This window comes from Pseudomonas sp. SORGH_AS_0211 (genome assembly GCF_031453455.1).
Taxonomy (GTDB): domain Bacteria; phylum Pseudomonadota; class Gammaproteobacteria; order Pseudomonadales; family Pseudomonadaceae; genus Chryseomonas; species Chryseomonas aestiva.
This window is the reverse complement of record NZ_JAVIZV010000001.1, coordinates 4,038,850-4,062,980: the sequence shown is the minus strand read 5'-3', so window position 1 is coordinate 4,062,980 and position 24,131 is coordinate 4,038,850. Positions and strand designations below refer to the sequence as shown.

General features: G+C 66.5%; 20 protein-coding genes. 15 read left to right on the top strand and 5 right to left on the bottom strand.

The window, feature by feature from the left end:
* Positions 1-29: 29 nt before the first annotated feature.
* The 10 genes from QE393_RS18800 to garD all read left to right on the top strand — a co-directional run bounded on the left by QE393_RS18800 (position 30) and on the right by garD (position 14,411).
* On the top strand, positions 30-1,133 hold the full coding sequence (locus QE393_RS18800) for an efflux RND transporter periplasmic adaptor subunit (RefSeq protein WP_310045004.1): 1,104 nt from the start codon (positions 30-32) through the stop codon (positions 1,131-1,133).
* The gene (locus QE393_RS18795; RefSeq protein ID WP_310045003.1) at positions 1,130-2,200 is read left to right on the top strand and encodes an efflux RND transporter periplasmic adaptor subunit; all 1,071 of its coding nucleotides are present in this window, start codon (positions 1,130-1,132) and stop codon (positions 2,198-2,200) included. Before QE393_RS18800 ends, QE393_RS18795 begins: the two co-directional genes overlap by 4 nt.
* Positions 2,197-5,250, top strand: coding sequence for an efflux RND transporter permease subunit (locus QE393_RS18790; RefSeq protein ID WP_273806923.1), 3,054 nt, complete (start codon positions 2,197-2,199; stop codon positions 5,248-5,250). Before QE393_RS18795 ends, QE393_RS18790 begins: the two co-directional genes overlap by 4 nt.
* A gap of 218 nt (positions 5,251-5,468) precedes the next feature.
* Entirely contained in the window at positions 5,469-6,410 is a 942-nt protein-coding gene (locus QE393_RS18785; RefSeq protein WP_310045001.1) for a LysR family transcriptional regulator, read from the top strand.
* A 249-nt stretch (positions 6,411-6,659) separates the two neighbouring features.
* Positions 6,660-6,830 (top strand): hypothetical protein, encoded by a 171-nt coding sequence (locus tag QE393_RS18780; RefSeq protein ID WP_273806921.1) that lies wholly within the window; start codon positions 6,660-6,662, stop codon positions 6,828-6,830.
* A gap of 120 nt (positions 6,831-6,950) precedes the next feature.
* Positions 6,951-8,762, top strand: coding sequence for an aminopeptidase P family protein (locus QE393_RS18775; protein ID WP_310044999.1), 1,812 nt, complete (start codon positions 6,951-6,953; stop codon positions 8,760-8,762).
* Positions 8,759-9,799, top strand: a complete 1,041-nt coding sequence (locus tag QE393_RS18770) for a low specificity L-threonine aldolase (protein ID WP_273806919.1) — start codon at positions 8,759-8,761, stop codon at positions 9,797-9,799. The genes QE393_RS18775 and QE393_RS18770 overlap by 4 nt, the downstream gene beginning before the upstream one ends.
* A 471-nt stretch (positions 9,800-10,270) precedes the next feature.
* Positions 10,271-11,308, top strand: coding sequence for a LacI family DNA-binding transcriptional regulator (locus tag QE393_RS18765; RefSeq protein WP_273806918.1), 1,038 nt, complete (start codon positions 10,271-10,273; stop codon positions 11,306-11,308).
* A 166-nt stretch (positions 11,309-11,474) separates the two neighbouring features.
* Entirely contained in the window at positions 11,475-12,833 is a 1,359-nt protein-coding gene (locus tag QE393_RS18760; RefSeq protein WP_273806917.1) for an MFS transporter, read from the top strand.
* Positions 12,834-12,854: 21 nt separating this feature from the next.
* Positions 12,855-14,411, top strand: a complete 1,557-nt coding sequence (garD, locus tag QE393_RS18755) for a galactarate dehydratase (RefSeq protein ID WP_273806916.1) — start codon at positions 12,855-12,857, stop codon at positions 14,409-14,411.
* Positions 14,412-14,498: 87 nt separating this feature from the next.
* Here the strand turns inward: garD and QE393_RS18750 are convergent, their stop codons facing one another.
* From QE393_RS18750 to rph, 3 genes are all read right to left on the bottom strand, one after another.
* A complete protein-coding gene (locus QE393_RS18750; protein WP_273806915.1) occupies positions 14,499-15,791 on the bottom strand; it encodes a hypothetical protein in 1,293 nt (430 codons plus the stop codon).
* A gap of 282 nt (positions 15,792-16,073) precedes the next feature.
* Complete coding sequence (locus QE393_RS18745) at positions 16,074-16,436, bottom strand: DUF4870 domain-containing protein (protein WP_017639343.1); 363 nt, start codon at positions 16,434-16,436, stop codon at positions 16,074-16,076.
* Positions 16,437-16,446: 10 nt separating this feature from the next.
* Positions 16,447-17,169: a ribonuclease PH gene (gene rph, locus QE393_RS18740; protein ID WP_017639344.1), complete on the bottom strand. Its 723-nt coding sequence runs from the start codon at positions 17,167-17,169 to the stop codon at positions 16,447-16,449.
* Positions 17,170-17,341: 172 nt separating this feature from the next.
* On the opposite strand from rph, the gene QE393_RS18735 reads away from it, so the two are divergent.
* From QE393_RS18735 to QE393_RS18715, 5 genes are all read left to right on the top strand, one after another.
* Positions 17,342-18,202 (top strand): YicC/YloC family endoribonuclease, encoded by an 861-nt coding sequence (locus QE393_RS18735; RefSeq protein ID WP_133860405.1) that lies wholly within the window; start codon positions 17,342-17,344, stop codon positions 18,200-18,202.
* A gap of 10 nt (positions 18,203-18,212) precedes the next feature.
* The gene (gene gmk / locus QE393_RS18730) at positions 18,213-18,833 is read left to right on the top strand and encodes a guanylate kinase (RefSeq protein WP_133860406.1); all 621 of its coding nucleotides are present in this window, start codon (positions 18,213-18,215) and stop codon (positions 18,831-18,833) included.
* Between the two features lie 596 nt (positions 18,834-19,429).
* Entirely contained in the window at positions 19,430-19,924 is a 495-nt protein-coding gene (locus QE393_RS18725) for a hypothetical protein (RefSeq protein WP_273806911.1), read from the top strand.
* A 12-nt stretch (positions 19,925-19,936) separates the two neighbouring features.
* The gene (locus tag QE393_RS18720; RefSeq protein WP_273806910.1) at positions 19,937-20,542 is read left to right on the top strand and encodes a hypothetical protein; all 606 of its coding nucleotides are present in this window, start codon (positions 19,937-19,939) and stop codon (positions 20,540-20,542) included.
* Between the two features lie 263 nt (positions 20,543-20,805).
* The gene (locus QE393_RS18715; protein ID WP_273806909.1) at positions 20,806-21,858 is read left to right on the top strand and encodes a hypothetical protein; all 1,053 of its coding nucleotides are present in this window, start codon (positions 20,806-20,808) and stop codon (positions 21,856-21,858) included.
* Between the two features lie 43 nt (positions 21,859-21,901).
* Here QE393_RS18715 and QE393_RS18710 read toward each other — a convergent pair whose 3' ends face one another.
* Together QE393_RS18710 and QE393_RS18705 are read right to left on the bottom strand one after the other, a co-directional pair.
* Positions 21,902-23,395, bottom strand: a complete 1,494-nt coding sequence (locus tag QE393_RS18710) for an aldehyde dehydrogenase (RefSeq protein WP_273806908.1) — start codon at positions 23,393-23,395, stop codon at positions 21,902-21,904.
* Between the two features lie 103 nt (positions 23,396-23,498).
* Positions 23,499-24,110, bottom strand: a complete 612-nt coding sequence (locus tag QE393_RS18705; protein ID WP_273806907.1) for a hypothetical protein — start codon at positions 24,108-24,110, stop codon at positions 23,499-23,501.
* Between the last annotated feature and the right edge of the window lie 21 nt (positions 24,111-24,131).

Genomic DNA, 24,131 nt, shown 5'->3' with positions numbered 1-24,131 from the left:
TCGCGCCTCTTCCACCAACAAGGACAATCATGAGGGCTCTCCGCCTTGCTCGCCTCTGCCAGGTAACGGCTGCTCTGACCCTGGTAACGCTGTTACCGGGCTGCTCCCAGGAGCAACCCCCCACCGAGGAACTGGCACGGGTGGTGGTGGCGCAGCTGAGTCCGATACGGGATAGCCAGCGCATCCCCTTCACCGGCGATATCCAGGCACGTGTCCAGGCGCCGCTCGGCTTTCGGGTGAGTGGCAAGATCAGCGAACGGCTGGCGGACGTCGGTGATCGCGTGCGCGAGGGCCAGGTGCTGGCCCGGCTGGATCCCCAGGATCTGCGCAACAACCTGGCCGCCGCCCAGGCCCAGGTTGAGGCCCAGGAAGCCCGTACGCGGCTGGCACGGCTGGACTTCGAGCGCCAGGCCGCGCTGCTGCCCAAGGGTTACACCAGTCGCAGTCAGTACGACCAGGCCCAGGCCACCCTCGATGGCGCGCGCAGCGCTCTGCAGACCGCCATGGCCCAGCGCGACGATGCCCGCAAGCAACTCGGCTACACCGAACTGCGCGCCAGCGCCGCCGGGGTGCTGACCGCCCGCCATGCCGAAGCCGGGCAGGTGGTACAGGCCGGGGCGGCGATCTTCGATCTGGCGGTGAGTGGCGAGCTCGACGCCGTCTTCGATCTCTACGAGTCCCTGGCCCGCGAACTCAAGGTCGGCCAGACCCTGCCCGTCATCCTGCAGGCGCAACCGGCGATCGCGACCCGGGGCACCCTGCGCGAAATCGCGCCGACGGTGGCCAGCAGCGGCACGGTGCGCATCAAGGTGCAACTCGATCGACCGCCAGCGGCCATGACCCTGGGCGCGGTGGTCAACGCCCAACTGGAGGGCGTGGCCGAGCAGGGCTTCGCCCTGCCCTGGACGGCGCTCAATGGCACCACCGAACAGCCCGCCGCCTGGCGCCTCAATGACGATGGCCGGGTCAGCCTGCAGCCGCTGCGCATCGAGCGCTACACCCGTGACAGCATCATCGTCAGCGACGGGCTCAAGGCCGGTGACCGCATCGTGGTCGCCGGTGGCCAGGCGCTCAGTCCCGGGCAGAAGGTCGAGCTCGCCGAGCGCTCCGCCTTCAACGAGGTGTGGCCATGAAGCCTCTGCTGCCGCTCTGCCTGCTGCTGGTCCTGGCCGGCTGTTCCGACGACGAGGCCCCGCCGCCGCCGATCCGGCCGGTGGCGACCCTGACCCTCAGTGCCCCGCCGCCCGGGCGCGAAGTCTTCGCCGGCAGCATCCAGGCGCGCTACGAGAGCGTGCTGGGCTTTCGCGTCGGCGGCCGCATGACCCGCCGGCTGCTGGACGTGGGTCAGCCGGTGCGGCGTGGCCAGTTGCTGGCGGCACTGGACCCCACCGATCAGGACAATGCCCTGCGCAGCCGCCAGGGCCAGACCGCCGATGCCGACGCCCAGTGGCGCGATGCGCGCAACGATGCGCGGCGCCAGCAGCAGCTGTTCGACCAGGGGGTCGGCTCGCGCTCCCAGCTGGACCAGGCGCTGACCCGGCTGCATACCCTGGAAGCCTCCCGCGAGCAGGCCCAGAGCGCCGAGCGCCAGGCTCGCGACCAGCGCAACTATGCCGAACTCCAGAGTGATTTCGACGGGGTGATCACCGCCTGGCAGGCCGAAGTCGGCCAGGTGGTGTCCGCCGGTCAGCCGGTGGTACGGGTCGCCCGGCCGGATGTTCGCGAGGCGGTCCTGGATCTGCCGGCCCAGGCCATCGGCCAGCTGACCCCGGGGCGCGTCCTGACCGTGCGCATGGCCCTGGATCCCGAGGTGGCGGTGCAGGGCCGGGTGCGCGAGATCGAGCCCCAGGCCGATGCCACCACCCGTACCCGGCGGGTGCGCCTGACCCTGGATGAGCCGCCAGCCGCGCTGCGCATCGGCAGCCTGGTGCAGGGCGAGCTGGAGTCGCCACCGGCCGCGGGCCTGCCGCTGCCGATCCAGGCGCTGCGGCGCCAGAATGGCCAGACCCTGGTCTGGGTGGTGGCAGGCCAGGGCGAGCAGGCGCAGGTGCGCCAGCGTCCGGTCGAGGTGCTGCGCGAGGCCGCTGGCCTGGCGTGGATCGGCAACGGCCTGAAGGCGGGTGAGCGGGTGGTGACGGCAGGGGTGAACAGTCTCGAGGAGGGACAGCGGGTGAAGGATCAGGAGGGCGCTCGGCCATGAAAGGCTTCAACCTGTCGGACTGGGCGCTGCGCCACCAGTCCTTCGTCTGGTACCTGATGTTCGTCGCCCTGCTGATGGGCGTCTTCTCCTACATGAAGCTGGGGCGCGAGGAAGACCCGTCCTTTGCCATCAAGACCATGGTCATCCAGACCCGCTGGCCGGGGGCGACCACCGAGGAGACCCTGCGGCAGGTCACCGAGCGGGTGGAAAAGAAGCTCGAAGAGCTGGATTCGCTGGACTACACCAAGAGCTTCACCCGACCGGGCCAGTCCACGGTATTCGTCTATCTGCGTGACACCACGCCGGCCAAGGCGATTCCCGACATCTGGTACCAGGTGCGCAAGAAGGTCTCGGACATCCAGGGCGAATTCCCCCAGGGCATCCAGGGACCGGCCTTCAACGACGAATTCGGCGACGTCTTCGGCAGCATCTATGCCTTCACCGGCGACGGCTTCAGCATGCGCCAGCTGCGCGACCAGGTAGAGCAGGTGCGCCGCGAGATCCGCAGCGTGCCGGGCATCGGCAAGGTGCAGCTGATCGGCGCGGAGAACGAGGTCATCTACCTGGACTTCTCCACCCGCAAGCTGGCGGCCCTGGGCATCGACCAGCGCCAGGTGATGCAGAGTCTGCAACAGCAGAATGCGGTGACCCCCTCGGGGACCATCGAATCCGGCGCCGAGCGCATCAGCGTGCGCACCAGTGGCGAATTCCGCTCCACCGCCGACCTGGCCGCCGTCAATCTGCGCATCGACGACCGCTTCTATCGGCTCACCGACCTGGCCGACATCCGCAGTGGCTACGCCGATCCGCCCAGTTCGCTGTTTCGCTACAACGGCCAGCCGGCCATTGGCCTGGCCATCGCCATGAGCAGCGGCGGCAATATCCAGACCTTTGGCAAGGCGCTTACCGAAAAGATGCAGGAGCTGACGGCCGACCTGCCAGTGGGCATCGGCGTGCACGTGGTCTCCAACCAGGCGCAGGTGGTGGAAAAGGCCGTCGGCGGCTTTACCCGGGCGCTGTTCGAGGCGGTCATCATCGTGCTGGTGGTGAGCTTCATCAGTCTCGGCGTGCGCGCCGGCCTGGTGGTGGCGCTGTCGATCCCCCTGACCCTGGCGCTGGTGTTCGTCTTCATGGAGTACAGCGGCATCACCATGCAGCGGATCTCCCTGGGCGCCCTGATCATCGCCCTCGGTCTGCTGGTGGACGACGCCATGATCACCGTGGAGATGATGGTGACCAAGCGCGAGGAGGGCGAGTCGCTGCACCGCTCGGCGACCTTCGCCTACGAGTCGACCGCCTTTCCCATGCTCACCGGCACCCTGGTGACGGTGGCCGGCTTCGTGCCCATCGGGCTCAACTCCAGCAGCGCCGGCCAGTACACCTTCACCCTGTTCGCGGTGATCGCCGTGGCGCTGCTCTTGTCCTGGATCGTCGCGGTGTTCTTTTCGCCGGTGATCGGCGTGCACATCCTGCCGAAGAAGGTGAAGCAGAAGGACCACGACCAGCCCGGCCGCCTGGCTCGCTGGTCCGACGGCCTGTTGCTGGGCGCCATGCGCCATCGCTGGCTGACCATCGGCCTCACGGTGCTGCTGTTCGCCGCGGCGCTGTTCGCCATGAAGTTCGTGCAGAACCAGTTCTTCCCGTCCTCGGATCGACCCGAACTGCTGATCGACTTCAACCTGCCGCAGAACGCCTCCCTCGACGCCACCCGCGCGCAGATGGACAGATTCGAGAAAACCCTGGCCGACGATCCGGACGTGGCCCACTGGAGTTCCTATGTCGGCCAGGGCGCGGTGCGCTTCTATCTGCCGCTGGACCAGCAGCTGGAGAATCCCTTCTATGGCCAGGTGATCCTGGTGGCCAAGGACCTGGAGGCGCGCAATCGCCTGCTGCCCAAGCTCAAGCAGCGGCTGCGCCAGGACTTCGTCGGCCTGTCCGGCTACGTCCAGCCGCTGGAGATGGGTCCGCCGGTGGGTCGGCCGATCCAGTACCGCATCAGTGGCCCCGACGTCGCCGAGGTACGCCGCCAGGCGCTGGCGCTGGCCAGTGTGCTGGGCAAGAGTCCCCAGCTGGGCGACTTCCTCTACGACTGGAACGAGCCGGCGCGGATGCTCAAGGTCGAGGTCAACCAGGACAAGGCGCGGCAGCTGGGCTTCTCCTCCCAGAACGTGGCGCAGATCCTCAATGGCGTGGTGACCGGTACCCCGGTGACCCAGGTACGCGACGACATCTACCTGGTCAATGTGGTGGCGCGGGCCAGCGAGGCCGAGCGGCGCTCGGTGGAAACCCTGGAGAATCTGCAGATCATGACGCCCCAGGGCGTCGCGGTACCGCTCAAGGCTTTCGCCCGTATCGACTACGCCCTGGAGCAGCCGCTGGTGTGGCGCCGCGATCGGCTGCCCACCATTACCCTCAAGGCCTCGATCCTCAGCGAGATCCAGGCGCCGGATCTGGTCAAGCAGCTGCAACCGGACGTGGATGCCTTCATCGCCAAGCTGCCGCCGCGCTACCAGGTGGCGGTGGGTGGGACGGTGGAGGAGAGCAGCAAGGCCCAGGGCCCGATCGCCGAGGTGGTGCCGCTGATGCTGTTCCTCATGGCCACCTTCCTGATGATCCAGCTGCACAGCATCCGCAAGCTGTTCCTGGTGGCGAGCGTGGCGCCCCTCGGTCTGATCGGCGTGGTGCTGGGCCTGATCCCCTTCGGTCAGCCGCTGGGCTTCGTCGCCATCCTCGGGGTGCTGGCGCTGATCGGCATCATCATCCGCAACTCGGTGATCCTGGTGACCCAGATCGACGCCTTCGAACAGGCCGGTCGCTCGCCCTGGGACGCCGTGGTGGAAGCCACCCGGCACCGCCGCCGGCCGATCCTGCTGACCGCCGCGGCGGCCAGCCTGGGCATGATTCCCATCGCCCGCGAGGTGTTCTGGGGGCCCATGGCCTACGCCATGATCGGCGGCATCGTCGCGGCGACCCTGTTGACCCTGCTGTTCCTGCCGGCGCTGTACATCGCCAGCTATCGCATTCGCGAGCCGGGCCGTGAGGGGCGATGAACGAAGCGGTAGGGCAAAAAAACGGCCTTCTGGCGGAGGTCTCCAGGGGAGACATCTGCCAGAAGGCCGCAAGGAGCTATCCAAGGAGCCACTGCCGGAGGGAAGGATTCGCGCGGTCAGAATGTCGAATCCACAGCAGCTCACCGCACCACTATCGTGCGTGCGACTTTTTCAATAAAGTGACGGCTTGACGAAACTCCATTGCGAAAAAGGCAATAATGGATATTTTCCAAGGCATGCGCATCTTCGTCCGGGTGGTGGATCTGGGGAGTCTCACGGCTGCCGCCCACACCCTCGCCCTGTCTACCGCCCAGGTGTCGCGCCTGCTGGCGGAACTGGAAAGCCACCTGCAGACCCGGCTGCTGCACCGCACCACCCGGCGCCTGGCGCTGACCGAGGCAGGCGAGCGCTACCTCGAACGCTGCCGACGCATCCTGCAGGACGTCGGCGAAGCCGAAGCCGAAGCCAGCGGCGCCCATCTCAAGCCCCATGGCCATCTGCGGCTGCATTCCATGACCGGCCTGGGCACCCAGTTGCTGGCGCCCCTGGTGTCACGCTTCTGCACGCGCTATCCCCATGTCGAGATCGTCATGACGCTCTCGCAGAACCATCCGGCGCTGCTGGAGGATGGGCATGACATCGCCATCACCCTGGATACCGAACTGGCCGATTCGGATTTCGTCGCCCAGCGTCTCGGCGGTGTCTACAGCGTGGTCTGCGCGGCGCCCAGCTACCTGGCGCAGCGTCCGGCGCCCAAGGTGCCCGCCGATCTTGCCGAGCACGACTGCCTGCGCCTGATGGATCCGAACTTCTCCGAACGCTGGGTCTTCGCCGGCGAGGACGGCGAGCAGCAGGTCGCGCCGCGCTATGTCTTCCAGGTCAACGTCGCCGAGGCCCTGGCCAGCGTGGCCCGCCAGGGCATGGGCATCTGCCTGCTGCCCAGCTACATCGCGGTCAACTACCTGCGCGATGGCAGTCTGGTGCGGCTGCTGCCCAACTTCCGCCTGCGCGAGCGCAACATCCATGCGCTCTATCCCTCGCGGCGCTTTCTCGACGCCAAGATCAAGACCTGGATCGACTTCCTCAAGGAGGAATTGCCCGAGCGCCTGCAACTGGAGAACCGGGTGCTGGAAGACCAGCGCTACTGGGCCAAGGACTAGGCTTTGTCTGAAAAGCGCCTGCGCTCGGCCATGCGACGTTAAAGATCCGCTGGATCGCCAGCCCGGTCCGCTTCCTCGCGGATTTTTGCCTTGCCTAACCTTCGCTCGGCGACTTTTCAGACAAGCACCAAGGCAGAGCTTGTTGCGGGTTTTGTAACAGTGATTTAGTTAGCATACTATTTATTAGGCTGCGTTCTTTACCTAGAATGGTCCTGTACCCCGATGAACATGACCTGTTAGGAGTTCGCCATGAAACGTTCTCTGTCCGCCCTCGTGCTGACCCTTGCCACCCTGACCGCCGCCCAGTTCGCCGCTGCCGACGACAATCCCAGCCTGAGATACAAGCTGGTCGATCAGAATCATGCCGCCATGCAGCACTACGGCGATCAGGCCGCTCCCGCCGCCGACGCGCGTCGCTGAGCCGCTCCGCTTTCGAAAGACCACCCCTCCTTGCTCCTTTGGTCTTTCTCCGCCGCACCCTTCGGGTGCGGCTTTTTTATATCTGCGGCACACTGGGCCCCTGACCTTGTCGAGGTGCTCATGACCGCCATTTCCGCTCAACGACTTGCCGACCTGCGGGCCTTCCTGGCCGAGCAGGACGCCGATGCCTGCCTGATCCCCAGCGCCGATCCCCATCTGTCCGAATACCTGCCGGAACACTGGCAGGGCCGCGCCTGGTTGTCCGGTTTCACCGGCTCCGCCGGGCTGCTGCTGGTAACACGCCAGGCCGCTGGCGTCTGGACCGACAGCCGCTACTGGGAACAGGCCGCCCAGGAGCTGGCGGACAGCGGCATCGATCTGATGAAGCAGGTCGCCAGCCAGTCCCAGGCCCATCTGCAGTGGCTGGCCGAGCAGGTGCCCGCGGGCGGTACGGTATTGGTGGACGGCCAAGTGCTGTCGCTCGGCGCCGCGGCGGCCCTGCGCCGGGCACTGGAACCCAAGGGTATCCGGCTGCGGACCGACCTCGATCCGCTGGCGACGATCTGGACCGGGCGCCCTGCGCTGCCGGTCGCGCCGGTCTATGCCCATGCGGCGCCCCATGCGCCTCAGCCGCGCAGCGCCAAGCTCGCCCAGGTGCGCCAGGCAATGGCCGAGGCCGGCACTGCCTGGCATTTCATCTCTTCGCTGGACGACATCGCCTGGCTGCTCAACCTGCGTGGGGCGGATGTGCCCTACAACCCGGTGTTCCTCGCCCATCTGTTGCTGGGCAAGGACAGCTGCCAGCTGTTCATCGACCCGGCCAAGGTGCCGGCCGAGATCCGCACGGCCCTGGAAGCGGACGGCGTGACCCTGGCCGACTACCACCAGGCCGCCGCCGAACTGGCCAGCCTGCCGGCGGGTAGTCGCCTGCTGGTGGACCCGGCGCGGGTCACCCTGGGGCTGGCCGAGGCCGCGCCCCAGGGTGTCGAGCGGCGCGAGCAGATCAATCCCTCGACCCTGCTCAAGGCCTGCAAGACCGCCGCGGAAGTGGCCCAGGTGCGTACCGCCATGGAAGAGGATGGCGCGGCGCTGTGCGTCTTCTTCGCCCGCTTCGAGGCGGCCCTGGCCCGCGGCGAGCGCCTCACCGAGCTGACCGTGGACGACTGGCTGAGCGAAGCCCGCGCCGCCCGGCCGAACTTCGTCTCCCTGAGCTTCGCCACCATCGCCGGCTTCAATGCCGGCGGCGCCCTGCCGCATTACCGCGCCACCGAGGAGGCCCATGCCGAGCTCCAGGGCGACGGCCTGCTGCTGATCGACAGCGGCGGCCAGTACCTGGGCGGCACCACCGACATCACCCGGGTGGTGCCCATCGGCACCCCCAGCGCCGCCCAGCGCCGCGACTTCACCCTGGTGCTCAAGGGCATGCTGGCGCTGTCGCGAGCGCGCTTCCCGGCCGGCGTCGCCGCGCCGATGCTCGATGCCCTGGCGCGCGAGCCGATCTGGGCCGCCGGCATCGACTACGGCCACGGCACCGGTCACGGCGTGGGTTATTTCCTCAATGTGCACGAGGGACCGCAGTCGATTTCCTTCTATGCCACGGTCACCCCGCACCATGTGCTGCGCGAGGGCATGATCACCTCCAACGAACCGGGCATCTATCGGCCCGGCCAGTGGGGCGTGCGGCTGGAAAACCTGCTCTTGTGCACGAGTGCGGAAACCACCGAATTCGGCGATTTCCTGGCCTTCGAGACCCTGACGCTCTGTCCGCTGGACACCCGCTGCCTGGATCTGGCCCTGCTGCGCAGCGACGAGCTGGACTGGCTGGATGGCTATCACGCCGAGGTCCGCCGCCGCGTGCTGCCGCTGGTCGAGGGCGCCGCGCGCGACTGGCTGCTGGCCCGCACCGAACCCGTCGCGAGGACTGCCCGATGAGCAGCAACGCCCAGCAATTCGCCAGTGACAACTATTCCGGCATCTGCCCGGAAGCCTGGGCCGCCATGGCCGCGGCCAACGTCGGCCACGAGACCGCCTATGGCAACGACACCTGGACGGCGCGCGCCGCCGATCGCTTCCGCCAGCTGTTCGAGACCGACTGCGAGGTGTTCTTCGCCTTCAACGGCACCGCGGCCAACTCCCTGGCCCTGGCGGCGCTGTGCCAGAGCTACCACAGCGTGATCTGCTCCGATACCGCCCACGTCGAGACCGACGAATGCGGCGCGCCGGAGTTCTTTTCCAACGGCTCCAAGCTGCTGCTGGCTCCGGCCCATCAGGGCAAGCTGACGCCGGGCGCCATCCAGCAGATCGCCACCAAGCGCGCCGACATCCACTTTCCCAAACCGCGCGCGGTGACCGTCACCCAGGCTACCGAGGTAGGCACCCTCTATGGCCTCAACGAACTGCAGGCCATCAGCGCCACCTGCCGCGACCTCGGCCTGCACCTGCACATGGACGGCTCGCGCTTTTCCAACGCCGTGGCCGGCCTGGGCTGCACCCCGGCCGAGGTGACCTGGAAGGCCGGCGTCGACGTGCTCTGCTTTGGCGGTACCAAGAGCGGCATGGCGGTGGGGGAGGCCATCCTCTTCTTCAATCGCGAACTGGCCGAGGACTTCGAATACCGCTGCAAGCAGGCCGGCCAGCTGGCCTCCAAGATGAGATTCCTCTCCGCGCCCTGGCTGGGCGTGCTGGAAAACGACACCTGGCTGCGCCACGCCCGCCATGCCAACGCCATGGCCCAGTTGCTGGCCGAGCGCGTTCGCGACGTGCCCGGGGTGGACTTCATGTTCCCGGTGGAAGCCAATTCGGTATTCCTGCAGCTCTCGGAACCGGCGCTGGAATTCCTGCGCAACCGCGGTTGGCGCTTCTACACCTTCATCGGCAGCGGCGGGGCGCGTTTCATGTGCTCCTGGGACACCGAAGAGGCGCGGGTACTGGAACTGGCGGCGGATATTCGGACGGCCATGGGCGGGTAGGGCGCAGCGCGGCCGCTCCTACAGCAGCCAGATAGCCTGTAGGAGCGGCCCATGGCCGCGATCAGATCTGGCACGGGGATTATCGCAGCCGTGGCGGTGCGCCGATGGAACGGGCCCCGACGATTGATCGCGCTTTGGCCAGGGCGGATGGCGATGAACGCCTGCTCGGCCAACCCCCTCTCTCCTTGGGAGAAGGCTGGGGTGAGGGTATTCCTCGCCACGCTGTTCCAGTGGAAAAGGCTACGCCGTTTTCCACGCTACTGCGGCCCGTAGGTTGGGTTGAGAGGGCTCTACCGTCGAAGCCCAACATTGGCGACTCCGGGGCGATGTTGGGCTTCGCTGCGCTCAACCCAACCTACGGCGGCTCTGGGTGGAAAACGCAATGCGGTTTTCCACGCTACGGTGTTCACCGGGGACGCCGCCCGCCCCAACCGTTACCATGGCCGATCTCCTTCCCGTCTCCCGCGATCCATGGCCAAGAAGTCCAGCAAAGTCCTCACTGCCGCGGTCAATCCCGCCGCCCCCACGCTTATCGACGTGGCCCGGGTCGCCGGGGTGTCGCCGATCACCGTCTCGCGGGCGCTGAATCGACCGGAGATCGTCAGCGAGGCGGCGCGGGAGAAGGTGCTGGCGGCGGTGCAGGCCACCGGCTACGTGCCCAATCTGCTGGCCGGCGGTCTGGCCTCCAATCGCAGTCGCCTGGTGGCGCTGTTCGTGCCGACCATCGTCCACTCCATCTTCGCCGAGACCGTCCAGGCGCTGATGGCGCGCCTGTCCCAGGCCGGCTACCAGACTCTGCTGGGCCTGACCGGCTACAGCGCCGAACAGGAAGAGCAGCTGCTGGCCGCGGTGCTGGGGCGCAAGCCCGATGGCATCGTGCTGACCGGTACCCTGCATACCGCCGCCAGTCGCCAGCGCCTGGCCCAGGCCGGCATCCCGGTGGTGGAGTCCTGGGACCTGGGCGAAGACCCGCTGGACATGCAGGTGGGCTTTTCCCATGAAGCCGTGGGCCGGGCCCAGGCCGAGCATCTGCACGCCCGCGGCTATCGGCGCTTCGCCGTGGTCTCGGTGGATGACCCCCGCGCCCTGCGCCGCTGTCGCAGCCTGGTCGCGCGGCTGGCCGAGTTGGGCGTGGCGGAACCGCCGCTGGAGATCCTGCCAGCCCCCGCGCTGGTGGAGTCCGGGCGAGCTGGCCTGCGCCAGCTGCTGGCCCGTGACGAGGCCTTCGACGTGGTGGTCTGCAGTTCGGATACCGTCGCCCAGGGCGTCATGGCGGAAGCCGCCAGTCGCGGACTGCGCCTGCCCGAGGACCTGGCGGTGCTGGGCTTCGGCAATCTCTCCAGCGCTGCCCAGATGCACCCGGCGCTGTCGTCGGTCAGTGTCGAGGGCGATCGCATGGGCACCCTGGCGGCGGAGGCACTGCTGCAGCGTTTCAACGGGGGCGACCAGGGCCGGGAAGCAGTGCGCATCGACACCGGTTTCCATATCATCGACCGCGCCACGACCTGACCGTCGGTCCTTATCTTGTTAGACGTCGTACTTGTATGGTTGCGCAATCATGGCTTAGTCTTGGGCAAACGCAAGGGCTGAGACCGATTGTCGCATCGAGCTATGATTGCGCAATCATCCATGGCCCCGTGCTTTCAATAAAAACAATCACGCAAGAGGGATCCCCATGGATGCCACAAGACCGACCCGGGTGCGCTACCTGATCCTGTTGATGCTGTTCGTCGTGACCACCATCAACTACGCCGACCGCGCCACCATCGCCATCGCCGGCTCCAGCCTGCAGAAAGACCTCGGCATCAGCGCCGTGACCCTTGGCTATATCTTCTCCGCCTTCGGCTGGGCCTATGTGGCCGGGCAGATTCCCGGCGGCTGGCTGCTGGATCGCTTCGGTTCGAAGAAGGTCTATGCCGGCAGCATCTTCTTCTGGTCGTTCTTCACCCTGCTGCAGGGGCTGGTCGGCGGTCTGCCGGTGGCCTGGGCGGTCACTACCCTGTTCATGCTGAGATTCCTGGTCGGGCTGGCCGAGGCGCCGTCCTTCCCGGGCAATGCGCGTATCGTCGCCGCCTGGTTCCCCACCGCCGAACGCGGGACCGCCTCGGCGATCTTCAACTCGGCGCAGTATTTCGCCACCGCGCTGTTCGCGCCGATCATGGGCGGCATCGTCTTCCACTTCGGCTGGGAGCACGTCTTCGTCATCATGGGCGTCCTGGGCATCCTGTTCTCCGCGGTCTGGCTGAAGTACATCCACAATCCCAAGGAGCATCCGCGCATCAACGCCGCGGAGCTGGCGCACATCCGCGACAACGGCGGCCTGGTGGACATGGACAACGGCGCCCGCCAGCAGGGTGGCGGGCCCAAGTGGCACTACATCACCCAGCTGCTGACCAATCGCATGATGCTCGGCGTCTACCTCGGCCAGTACTGCATCAACGCCATCACCTATTTCTTCCTGACCTGGTTCCCGGTGTACCTGGTGCAGGAGCGCGGCATGACCATCCTCAAGGCCGGTTTCATCGCCTCGCTGCCGGCGATCTGCGGCTTCATCGGCGGGGTGCTCGGCGGGGTGATCTCCGACTACCTGCTGCGTCGCGGCCATTCCCTGACCTTCGCCCGCAAGCTGCCCATCGTCTGCGGCCTGCTGCTCTCCACCAGCATGATCTTTTGCAACTACGTCGACGCCGACTGGATGGTGGTGGGCTTCATGACCCTGGCCTTCTTCGGCAAGGGCATCGGTGCCCTGGGCTGGGCGGTGGTGGCGGACACCTCGCCCAAGCAGATCGCCGGTCTCTCTGGTGGCCTGTTCAACACCTTCGGCAACCTGGCCTCCATCACCACCCCCATCGTCATCGGCTACCTCATCGCCGCCACCGGCTCCTTCAAGTGGGCGCTGGTCTATGTCGGTGCCAATGCCCTGGTGGCCGTGTTCAGCTACCTGTTCATCGTCGGTCGCATCCAGCGCGTCGAGCTGCGTACCGCCGACGGCGAGATCCTGGGCGCGACCCAGCCTGACCCGGCCCGGGCCTGAGCCCCGGCAGAGGATAAGAATATGAACCTGATCGATCACCGTGATTCGCCGCGCTACATCAAGCTCCATCCCCTGGACAACGTCGGGGTGGTGGTCAACGAACCCGGCGTGGCCGCCGGCACCGCCTTCGCAGATGGCCTGACCACGGTCGAGGCCATTCCCCAGAGCCACAAGGTCTCCCTGGTGGATCTCCAGGAGGGCGCCGAGGTGGTGCGCTATGGCGAGGTCATCGGCTACGCCCTGCAGGACGTTCCCGCCGGCAGCTGGATCACCGAGGCCCTGCTGCGCATGCCGGAGCCGCCGGCGCTGGACAACCTGCCCAAGGCCACCGCGCCCGGCCAGGTCGGCGAACCCCTGGAGGGCTATACCTTCGAGGGATTCCGCAATCCGGACGGCAGCGTCGGCACCCGCAACATCCTGGCGGTGACCACCACCGTGCAGTGCGTGGTGGGGGTGCTGGACCACTGCGTGGAGCGGGTACGCAAGGAACTCCTGCCGCGCTACCCCAACGTCGACGACGTGGTGCCGCTGTCCCACAGCTACGGCTGCGGGGTGGCCATCAACGCCCCGGATGCGGTGATCCCCATCCGTACCCTGCACAACATCAGCCGCAACCCCAATTTCGGCGGCCAGGCCCTGGTCATCGGCCTGGGTTGCGAGAAGTTGCAGGCCAGCCAGCTGATGCCCGGCGATGACCTTACCGCCGGGCAGAACGAAGAGGAGTGGCTGTTCCGCCTGCAGGATTCGGCCAACGGCTTCGCCGGCATGGTCGAACAGATCATGGGGCTGATCGAGGCACGTCTGGCGGTGCTCAATGGGCGCCGCCGCGAGACGGTGCCGGCCGCGGAACTGGTGGTGGGCATGCAGTGCGGCGGCAGCGACGCCTTCTCCGGCATCACCGCCAATCCGGCCCTGGGCGTGGCCGCCGATCTGCTGGTGCGGGCCGGCGCCACCGTGATGTTTTCCGAGAACACCGAGGTGCGCGATGGCATCCACCTGCTGACCCCGCGCGCCGCCACTCCCGAGGTGGCCGACGCCCTGATCCGCGAGATGGACTGGTACGACCGCTACCTGGAGCGGGGTATGGCCGATCGCAGTGCTAATACCACCCCTGGCAACAAGAAGGGCGGGCTGAACAACATCGTCGAAAAGGCCATGGGGTCGATCGCCAAGTCGGGTACCAGCCCCATCGCCGGGGTCATCGCGCCCGGCGAGAAGATCCGCGGCAAGGGCCTGTACTTCGCCGCCACCCCGGCCAGCGACTTCATCTGCGGCACCCTGCAACTGGCGGCGGGCATGAACCTGCACATCTTCACCACCGGCCGTGGCACCCCCTATGGGCTGTCCATGGTGCCGGTGATCAAGGTCTCGACCCGCACCCAGCTGGCCGAGCGCTGGCCGGACCTGATCGACATCGATGCCGGACGCGTGGTGAGCGGGCGGCTGTCGCTGGAGGAGATGGGCTGGGAGATCTTCCAGTGCTACCTGGACGTGGCCAGCGGTCGCCGCCAGACCTGGGCCGAGCGCCATCGCCTGCACAACGACCTGGCGCTGTTCAATCCGGCCCCGGTGACCTGATCTATGCGGTAATGAAAAAGGGCCGATCCCCCTGGGATCGGCCCTTTTTTCTGAACGGCGATTTTACGCCGTGACGTCGCGGCGCGCTCAGTCGGCGAGGGCGCTACCGCTGACCGGTCGCAGGCGCTGCTGGCCGTCGTCTTCCGGATCACCCATCAGCACGTAGCCGAGGATGATGCCGACGAAGAGATTGCCGACGCCGATATCGAAGAGGTCGGTGGTCCAGCCGATCAGGCAGAGGCAGAAGGCGATGGCCAGCAGGGTGTGGCTGAGGCGGTCGGGCGCGGTGTGCAGGCGGATGAACACCGGCAGCTGCATGGCATAGCCGAGGATGCCGACCACGCCGAACACGCACCAGAGATAGACCACGCTGCTGTCGCTGGTGACGAAGAGGTCGATCCCCGGAACGGGGAAGGCGGCCATGGAGCTGCCGAACAGGCCGAAGCCGGCGCCTTCCACGGTCCAGCCATGGCGGCTCATTTCCGCGACGACATTCGGCCAGGTGTTGACCAGGCGATCGTAGAAGGAGGCCAGGCCGCTGTCGCTCGTCACCACCAGGGGGTCGAAGTCGCGGATCAGGCTCAGCACCGGCAGCAGCATGCCACCCACCACCGCCAGCAGGATCAGCGCATAGGTCGGCCACTGGAAGCGACGGGTCATCATCAGCGCCAGGGTAAAGGCGAAGGCCGCTGCCGGCGCCTTGCTGGTGGTGAGCAGGATGCCGAAAAAGCCGACCAGGGCGACCACCAGCCAGAGCGTCCTGGAACGGGCGAACTGCGCGAGGAACAGGCAGTAGACCGCGATCAGCGCCGCCAGCACGTTGGAGACCCGGGCGAAGCCGGCGATCCGGTCCTCTTCACCGGCGACCCACTGGGTATTGCCGGCGATGTCGTTGCCGCCGAGGTTGTAGCTGTAGCCTTTCCAGGGCACCGAGGTGTACTTGTCCAGGGCGATGCCGACCAGGCTGGCGAGCAGCAGCAGGAACATGGCCCGGCCCAGCAGGCGCCGCTGCTTGAGCAATTCGCGGCCGCAGACCAGGCCGAACAGCAGCGGGCTGTAGACGAACAGCGAGAACAGCACGTTGTTGAAGGTCCCGCCGTGCAGCAGGGCGAGGGCGGCGTAGGCCAGCCCGGCGAACAGGCCGACCCAGATCACCCGGGGCAGCTTGACCGTCGCCACCTGCAGGGCGAACAGCGCCAGGCAGGCGATCTTGGGCAGATAGACCAGCGCCGAGGCGCCGACCATGTCCAGGGCATAGCGCAGAAAGCCGGAAAAGGTCTCGACGACCAGCAGGCCGATGGCCGTCCACACCATGAGGGTGGAATAGCGCCATTCGAGCACACGCTGGAAGGGGGAGGGGGTGGCGGTTGCAACCGACATGATGATCATCCCTGTCTTGATGCCGATGGCGCCGGAGGCCACCAGTCCTGACGTAAGAAGCGAGGACCGTCGGGGCACGCCACCTTGGCGTTATCGACGGACTGCTGACGCAAAAGCGAAGGCGGGCACGCTACCGCCAGCGACGAATGAAACCAGTCGCGGCGAGGGCGTGAGAAGTAAGCCGAAGGGATGATAGCGGAGGGCTTCCGGCGCCTGTCAAACGGCGCCGGGCCGACCGGAAATCCTCAACGCGGATATCAGAAGCAGGCCACAAAAAGCCCGCTAATTGACCATCCGCCAGGTCAGGGGGTAGCGGTAGTCGCGGCCCTGGTTGGCCTTGATGCCGGCGATCACCGTCAGCACGAAGGCCACACAGGCCACCAGCAGCATCAGCGGAAAACCGATCAGCACCCACACCAGCAGCCAGCAGATCATGTGCAGCAGGGTGACGGTGAGCTGGAAGTTCAGCGCCTCCTTGCCCTGGCGGTCGATGAAGGGGTCGTCCTCGCGCTTGAACTGCCAGACCACCAGCGGACCTATCACGTTACCGATGAAGGGCACCACGAAGCCCAGGAAGGCGGCGTAGTGGCAGAGCATGGCCCAACGCCGGGCTTCGGCGCTGGGGGCGGGGACGAGATCGTGCATGAGGGCTTCCTTACTCGCCGCGCAGGGCGGCTTGCTGGAGCTCGAACAGGTCACGCAGGCCACCCTGGGCCAGTTCGAGCATGGCGTTGAGTTCGGCCGGCTGGAAGGGCGCGCCTTCGGCGGTGCCCTGAACCTCGATGAAGCCACCGGCATCGGTCATGATCACATTGAGATCGGTCTCGGCGGCGGAGTCTTCCAGGTAATCCAGGTCGAGCACCGGGGTGCCCTGGTAGATGCCCACGGAGATGGCGGCCACCATCTGCTTGAGCGGATTGCCCTTGAGATTGCCACGGCGCTTGAGCGCGCCCAGGGCGTCGACCAGGGCCACGCAGGCACCGGTCACCGAGGCGGTGCGGGTACCGCCGTCGGCCTGGATGACGTCGCAGTCGATGTAGATGGTGTTCTCACCCAGCTTGGACAGGTCGACGGCGGCGCGCAGCGAACGACCGATCAGCCGCTGGATCTCCAGGGTCCGACCGCCCTGCTTGCCCTTGGCTGCTTCACGCTGATTCCGTTCGCCGGTCGCACGCGGCAGCATGCCGTATTCGGCGGTGAGCCAGCCCTGGCCCTTGCCCTTGAGAAAGCGCGGCACCCCGGCCTCGACGCTGGCGGTGCAGATCACCTTGGTATCGCCGAACTCCACCAGAACCGAACCCTCGGCGTGCTTGGTGTACTGACGGGTGATGCGGATGGGGCGCAGCTGATCGGCGGCGCGGCCACTGGGACGCTTCATTGCGGGCTTCCTGTAAGGCGTAGATATCAGGTCCATAGTATAGAGAGCGTCCGGCTCATGCGACACGGATGCATTGGGTCGCTCCGATCAGGTGCGCTAGAATCGTGCGTTTTACATGCGTGGTCGCTCGGGATCGCCCCAGATCCGCGCATCGTCAGACGAGGATCCTGCCATGGTGCACAGCATGACGGCGTTCGCCCGGGTCGAGCGCCCGGGACCCCAGGGCACCCTGAGCTGGGAGTTGCGCTCGGTCAATCATCGCTACCTGGAGCCCCACCTGCGGCTGCCGGAGACCTTTCGCGATCTGGAGTCCGGCGTGCGCGAGGCGCTGCGCCGACGACTGTCGCGGGGCAAGCTGGAGTGCGTACTGCGCGAGGAGCGCGACGAGAGCGTGGCCCTGCGCATCGATGCCCGCCGGGCCGCGCAGCTGGTGGCCGCCGCCGAAGACATCGCCGCGCTGATCGCACGCCCGGCCAAGCTCGATCCCCTGGCCGTGCTGGCCTGGCCCGGGGTGCTGGCGGGCGCCGAGGTGGATGGCGCCGAACTCAAGGCCCAGACCCTGGCGCTGTTCGAGGCGGCGCTGGATGAATTGCTCGACGGCCGGCAGCGCGAGGGGCGCGAACTGGCGCGACTGATCGAGGAACGCCTGGCCCAGGTGCTGGCGGAGGTGGCGACGCTGCGCGCGCTGCTGCCCGAGCTGCTGGCACTGCAGCGGCGCCGTATCCTCGAGCGCTGCGCCGAGGCAGGCGTCGAGTTCGAACCGTCACGGCTGGAGCAGGAACTGGTGCTGCTGGCGCAGAAGAGCGACGTGGCCGAGGAGCTGGATCGGCTGGAGACTCATGTGGCCGAGGTGCGGCGGGTCCTGGCGGGCAGCGGCGCGGCCGGACGACGGCTGGATTTCCTCATGCAGGAACTCAATCGCGAGGCCAATACCCTGGGTTCTAAGGCCATCGACGCCCGTGCCTCCCAGGCGGCCATCAATCTCAAGGTGCTCATCGAACAGATGCGTGAGCAAGTGCAGAACATCGAATAGGCGGACCTTCATGACAGCCCTTCCCGGCACCCTCTACATCGTTTCCGCGCCCTCCGGCGCCGGCAAGACCAGCCTGGTCAAGGCCTTGCTGGATGCCCTGCCCGACATCCGCCTGTCAGTCTCCCACACCACCCGCGCCATGCGCCCGGGTGAAACCGACGGGGTGAACTACCACTTCGTCGATTGCGCGACCTTTACCAACTTGCTCGAACACGGCGACTTCCTCGAACACGCCGAGGTGTTCGGCAACTATTACGGTACCTCCCAGGCTGCCCTGGAACGTGACCTCGCCGAAGGTCACGACCTGATCCTGGAAATCGACTGGCAGGGCGCCCAGCAGGTCCGCCGCAAGCTGCCCCATGCCCAGTCGATATTCATCCTGCCGCCGAGCCAGGCCGCCCTGCGCCAGCGCCTGGACAATCGCGGCCAGGACAGCGCCGAAATCATCGAACGCCGCATGCGCGAGGCGGTGAGCGAGATGAGCCACTATGTCGAATACGACTACCTGATCATCAACGACGATTTCGCCAGCGCCCTGGAAGACCTCAAGTCGATCTTCCGCACCCGCCAGCTGCGCCTGGATCGCCAGCAGCGCCGCCACGATGACCTGCTGGTGGATCTGCTGGGCTGATACCGGCATCACGGCTCGCGTCCTCGGGGCGTGGGCCTGGCTGTTCCGCGTGGCTTCCGGACCGGGCATTCGACTGGTCCTCCGGGTTCTGAAATATTTGGTTACATTTTTCCCGGGCTTTGCCTCGGGCCGGTGACGGCTATCGATATTTTGGCCTTCGCGCTATTTATCTGGTTTTACGCAAGCAAGATTAGCCACCCTTTGCCGATCACTGGCTCTACTTGAATGCAGGGCCGCTTTTTATATGCCTATATAAAAGGTTAAAACAGCGGCCTGCTATTTGTGGCTGATCTATTCTGCCGGATGGCCAATCGTTGCTATTTGTTTAAATAAACGTTGGCTAGGCTTTTTTGACGACTGTCGAAGTTTCCCGCGGGCTGATATCGGGCGCCGAGATATCAACGTCGTTTTTGCTGGACCTTATCTGATTGCCTGACAACTTTCAGCGGAGTGCTTATCGGAGCTGACTTCGGTCATGAGCGTTCTGCTGCCTGCTCAGGCTGCCAGAGCCGCGTGGCTGCGCGCTTCGCGGGAATGTTCAGCCTTTCAATAGGACTTCCATTTGTTAGATGACTGTCGTAATAGGAGCGCTCGACATGAAATTGAAACCTATGGCCGCGCTGATAGTGGCAACCCTGATGGGGAGCACCGTTCAGGCAGCGGAGTCTTTGAATAACGGCCCTTACTTGCGGCTAAAGGTGCTGGGTAATACCGGTTTCGTCCTCAACAGATTGAAGTCGGAAGACACCAGGATCGTCGGCAGCGGTGAATACGACTATCTGGTAGTCGGGCCCAATGTGCAGGTCGACGGCAACGTCAAGAAGGAGATCAACAACGCCCTGGACCAGGGCAAACGCGTGATCTTCGACAATCAGCCCGGTCAGCACCTGGCCAGTGAGAACGCGGCCCTGGCGCTCGGCATGACCGTCGAGGCGGATGCCCTGATGGTGAGGAAGCCGGAGAAGGCCACCGGCCTGCTGATGACCCCCGTCGATCGGCCCCCGCGTACCGATGCCCTGTCCGCGAGCAAGGCCCAGACCGGCAAGCAGGGGCAGGCGAGCAATACCATCGAAAATGTCTTCGGACTTTGAGGGACCAAAGCCATGAATACCTTCGTTGAATCCACCCTGGTCGGGGCGCTCGGCTTCATTCTTTCGATCGGTCTGGCACAGGCTGGCGAGTGTTTCACCGACCACACCGAGCCCGTCATCCTGGGTGACGGGTCCCGGGCCTTCTCCACCCAGCAGGCCGCCAAGACCTGGGAGGACTGGATCTGGCGCGGACCGATCTTCCAGTGCTCGACGCGCGGGACCATCGACTGCACCTATACCTGGGGCGAGACCAAGACCTCCAGCTACGGCTGGTCGGTAGGGGTCAAGCTCAACGGGGAAAAGCTGCCCTTCATCGGCAAATACCTGAGCATCCTCGGCGTCGATGGCAGCTACAAGCAGGATCGCTCGATGAGTACTGCCTTCACCTGGGCCGTGAGGATAGAACCGGGCTATCGGGCGCAACCCATCCAGGTGGTGGAACGGCGCTGGAAGAGCGGCCAGTTCCGCGGTGCCTGGGTACGGACCGGCAGTTGTTCACGAGGCATCTCCAACCCACCCGGGATGCACTGGTACGACTGGGATTCCAAGCGGGTGGTCAGCAGCTGGAGCGGCAGCGTGGAGGTGAGCAGATACGCCACCTACCACGTCTATCGCTAGACCTGCGCCCGCGCCAAGGCCGGGTCATGGCGACCCGGCCTTGGCCGTCGAAGCGGCTGCTGGTCGAGTACCCAGGCCGTCCGCCGCCAACGCTCGTCAAAACCGCTCTTTGGATGGATGGCGATGGGGGCCTGGCTGATCACACTCAGCACGGGTCGTCCGTGCGCGACGCCCTCCTTGCAGTACGGTCGATTCCGCCATCTCGCCGGGGTCGCGGCTAGTCGTCCTGTCCCCGGTAGATTCCACTGGAGCGGAAGACCGTCATGAAGACCCCTACCTTGCTGGCGGCGCTGCTCGCTGGCTTCGCAGCGCCGGCATTCGCTGTCGAGCAGAGCATCACCCTGACCCAGACCGGTAATGACAATCAGGCCACCCTGAACCAGAGCGGTGGTCGCGCCAATAGCGTTGAGCAACTGCAAAGCGGCGACGGCAATCGCACGACCCTCGAACAGCGCCAGGCCTTTGGTGCCCAGGCGCGGATCGAGCAGACCTCCAGCGGCAATGGGCTGCAGATTTTCCAGGAAGGCAGTAATCAGCAGATTGCCGTGACCCAGTTGGAAAACGGCAACCACTTCGCAGAAATCACCCAGACCGGCGGTGGCGCGGGTAACAGCCTGGAACTTGAGCAGCGCGGCAATGCGGCTTCCGCCTATCTGCGTCAGGCGGGCGATCTCAACGTCCATAGTGTGCGTCAGGCGGGTTTTGGTGGGAACGAGCTGCGGGCGACCACTGCCGGGGATGGCAACCGGCTGATGGTGGAGCAGCGCAGCGGCGGGGTGGCCGAGGTAGTCCAGACCGGCAACGGTAACGCCGTGCAGCTGACGCAGAGCGTCTCATTCGCCGGCGGCAGCGCCACCTTGCGCCAGCAGGGTGATGGCAACGGCATCCAGGCGGACCAGGTTACCAGTCGTTATCGCAGTACCCTGGCGCTGACCCAGGCGGGCAATGGGAACCAGGCGACGCTGTCACAGCGCGCCGGCTTCAGCGACATCACCTTCAGCCAGCAGGGTAACAACAATGGGCTGAGCGCCGCTCAAACCGGTTTGGAAGCCCGGATCGCCGGCATCAGCGCAGGCGATGCCAACCAGGCGACCTTCGTCCAGAGCGGCGTGCGGGTGGAGGCGGAGCTCCAGCAGCAGGGGAGTGGCAACCTCGCGTCCATTACCCAGGACACGGTGCCGGACAGCTTCAGCGGCGCCAGTGCCTTCATCGGCCAGACCGGCGATGCCCATTCGGCGGCGATCGACCAGGTCGGCTCCACGGCGCGCATCACGCAGAGCGGCTTCGGTAACCAGGCGACGGTCTACCAACGCTGAAGGGAGACCGGCTGACCCCGACCGGGATCAGCCTGCCGAGGGCTTACAGCTTGATCCAGGTCGCCTTGAGCTCGGTGTACTTGTCGAAGGCGTGCAGGGACTTGTCGCGACCGTTGCCGGACTGCTTGAAGCCGCCGAAAGGCGCGGTCATGTCGCCGCCGTCGTACTGGTTGACCCAGACGCTGCCGGCACGCAGGGCGCGGGCGGTCCTGTGGGCCTTGGAGATGTCGCGGGTCCAGACCGCGGCGGCCAGGCCGTATTGGGTATCGTTGGCGATCTGCACGGCTTCCTCGGCGGTGTCGAAGGTGATCACCGAGAGCACCGGGCCGAAGATTTCTTCCCGGGCGATCTTCATGGCGTTGCTCACGCCGTCGAAGATGGTCGGCTCGACATAGACCCCGCCGGTCTCTTCCAGGGTGCGCTTGCCACCGGCCACCAGGGTGGCGCCTTCGGCATGGCCGGCTTCGATGTAGCGCAGCACGGTTTCCAGCTGGGTGGTGTCCACCAGGGCGCCGACGTTGGTCTCGGGGTCCAGTGCATGGCCGGGCTTCCAGCCCTTGAGGGCCTCGACCACCAGCGGCAGGAATTCCTCCTTGATGGAGCGCTCCACCAGCAGGCGCGAGCCGGCGGTGCAGACCTCGCCCTGGTTGAAGGCGATGCCGCTGGCGGCCGCGGCGGCGGCGTCCTTGAGGTCGGGGGCATCGGCGAAGACGATGTTGGGGCTCTTGCCACCGGCTTCCAGCCAGACGCGCTTCATGTTGGATTCGCCGGAGTAGGCCAGCAGCTGCTTGGCGACCCGGGTGGAACCGGTGAAGACGATGGTGTCGACGTCCGGGTGCAGGCCCAGGGCCTTGCCGACCTGATGGCCGTAGCCCGGCAGCACGTTGAACACCCCGGCGGGGATGCCCGCCTGCTGGGCCAGCTGGGCGACGCGGATGGCGGTCAGCGGCGATTTCTCCGAGGGCTTGAGCACCACCGAATTGCCGGTGGCCAGCGCCGGGCCGAGTTTCCAGCAGGCCATCATCAGCGGGAAGTTCCAGGGCACCACGGCGGCGACCACGCCGACCGGTTCGCGGGTGACCAGGCCGAGCTGGTCATGGGGCGTGGGGGCGACTTCGTCGTAGAGCTTGTCGATGGCCTCGGCGCTCCAGCGGATGGCATTGGCCGAGGCGGGCACGTCGATGGAGAAGGAGTCGGCGATGGGCTTGCCCATGTCCAGGGTTTCCAGCAGCGCCAGCTCTTCGGCATTGGCCAGCAGCAGGTCGGCGAAGCGGATCAGCACGCGCTTGCGCTGGGCCGGCGCCAGGTGCGCCCAGGTACCCTTCTGGAAGGCGGCGCGGGCGGCGGCCACGGCCAGGTCGGCGTCGGCGGCGTCACAGCTGGCGACCTTGGCGAGGAAGCGTCCGTCCACCGGACTCAGGCAATCGAAGGTGGCGCCGGCGGCGGCGTCGACATAGGCGCCGTCGATGAAGGCGCGACCTTCCAGGGTGAGACCTTGGAAGCGCTGCTCCCACTCGGCGCGGCTGGGCAAGCTCATGGGTGACTCCTCGCTAATGGCGGTGAGCAGCCACCCTAAACCGGCCCGGGAGGGTTATCAATATATTTGACAGTCGGCCGCCAAGGGCGCCGAAACGTGCATTTTATCGAACGCTGCGCTGGCGTTGGCGACTCAAGGTCAGGGCTGGCCGCGCCGTGGCCAGGGCGCCGCGCCGTTGCCGGGGCTGAAAGCACTGCTGGGTGAGCGGCGCCTCGACGCTGGCGTCCAGGTCATCGAGCCAGCCGTCCACGGCGTCTTCCAGGGCGGCGACGGTGAGCTGCCCCAGCACCTGGTGGGCGATGAGATTGCCCAGGCTGGGCGCCGTGGATTCGCCAGTGGCGCCCCACCAGGCGGCCAGGCGCTGCTGGAGGCCTTCGAGCAGACGATGGAGACGATAGGCCGCGGCCAGCAGCGCCAGGCTGGCGGAGGGCGCCTGGGCCAGGGCCGCCGGGGCGAAACCGGCCAGGGCGCGCTCGAGCACCCCGGCCAGGGGCGCCTCGAAGGCCACCGCCCGCGCCTGCAGCAGCAGGGCTTCGAGGGCATCGGGCACCTTGTCGACATAGGCACTGGCGAAGCGCTCCAGGGCCGCGCCGCGGGTGGCGTCGGCGCTGGTGGTGCGCGCCGCCTGGTCGGCAAAGGTGCGACTGGCCTCGCCACTGTCCCGAGCGCGCACCTGGGTGGTCTGGATCACGAGGCGCAAGGCGGCGGTATTCATGGCAGGGTCCTGCAGGGCTGA

Excerpts from the sequence above, each read along its gene's own strand:
- garD (WP_273806916.1), top strand. The coding sequence starts at position 12,855 with ATGAACCTGATCGATCACCGTGATTCGCCGCGCTACATCAAGCTCCAT.
- QE393_RS18775 (WP_310044999.1), top strand. The coding sequence starts at position 6,951 with ATGACCGCCATTTCCGCTCAACGACTTGCCGACCTGCGGGCCTTCCTG.
- QE393_RS18765 (WP_273806918.1), top strand. The coding sequence starts at position 10,271 with ATGGCCAAGAAGTCCAGCAAAGTCCTCACTGCCGCGGTCAATCCCGCC.
- QE393_RS18715 (WP_273806909.1), top strand. The coding sequence starts at position 20,806 with ATGAAGACCCCTACCTTGCTGGCGGCGCTGCTCGCTGGCTTCGCAGCG.
- QE393_RS18725 (WP_273806911.1), top strand. The coding sequence starts at position 19,430 with ATGAAATTGAAACCTATGGCCGCGCTGATAGTGGCAACCCTGATGGGG.
- QE393_RS18710 (WP_273806908.1), bottom strand. The coding sequence starts at position 23,395 with ATGAGCTTGCCCAGCCGCGCCGAGTGGGAGCAGCGCTTCCAAGGTCTC.
- QE393_RS18720 (WP_273806910.1), top strand. The coding sequence starts at position 19,937 with ATGAATACCTTCGTTGAATCCACCCTGGTCGGGGCGCTCGGCTTCATT.
- QE393_RS18760 (WP_273806917.1), top strand. The coding sequence starts at position 11,475 with ATGGATGCCACAAGACCGACCCGGGTGCGCTACCTGATCCTGTTGATG.
- QE393_RS18780 (WP_273806921.1), top strand. The coding sequence starts at position 6,660 with ATGAAACGTTCTCTGTCCGCCCTCGTGCTGACCCTTGCCACCCTGACC.
- QE393_RS18735 (WP_133860405.1), top strand. The coding sequence starts at position 17,342 with ATGGTGCACAGCATGACGGCGTTCGCCCGGGTCGAGCGCCCGGGACCC.
- QE393_RS18705 (WP_273806907.1), bottom strand. The coding sequence starts at position 24,110 with ATGAATACCGCCGCCTTGCGCCTCGTGATCCAGACCACCCAGGTGCGC.
- QE393_RS18785 (WP_310045001.1), top strand. The coding sequence starts at position 5,469 with ATGGATATTTTCCAAGGCATGCGCATCTTCGTCCGGGTGGTGGATCTG.
- QE393_RS18770 (WP_273806919.1), top strand. The coding sequence starts at position 8,759 with ATGAGCAGCAACGCCCAGCAATTCGCCAGTGACAACTATTCCGGCATC.
- QE393_RS18790 (WP_273806923.1), top strand. The coding sequence starts at position 2,197 with ATGAAAGGCTTCAACCTGTCGGACTGGGCGCTGCGCCACCAGTCCTTC.
- QE393_RS18745 (WP_017639343.1), bottom strand. The coding sequence starts at position 16,436 with ATGCACGATCTCGTCCCCGCCCCCAGCGCCGAAGCCCGGCGTTGGGCC.
- QE393_RS18800 (WP_310045004.1), top strand. The coding sequence starts at position 30 with ATGAGGGCTCTCCGCCTTGCTCGCCTCTGCCAGGTAACGGCTGCTCTG.
- QE393_RS18795 (WP_310045003.1), top strand. The coding sequence starts at position 1,130 with ATGAAGCCTCTGCTGCCGCTCTGCCTGCTGCTGGTCCTGGCCGGCTGT.
- QE393_RS18750 (WP_273806915.1), bottom strand. The coding sequence starts at position 15,791 with ATGTCGGTTGCAACCGCCACCCCCTCCCCCTTCCAGCGTGTGCTCGAA.
- gmk (WP_133860406.1), top strand. The coding sequence starts at position 18,213 with ATGACAGCCCTTCCCGGCACCCTCTACATCGTTTCCGCGCCCTCCGGC.
- rph (WP_017639344.1), bottom strand. The coding sequence starts at position 17,169 with ATGAAGCGTCCCAGTGGCCGCGCCGCCGATCAGCTGCGCCCCATCCGC.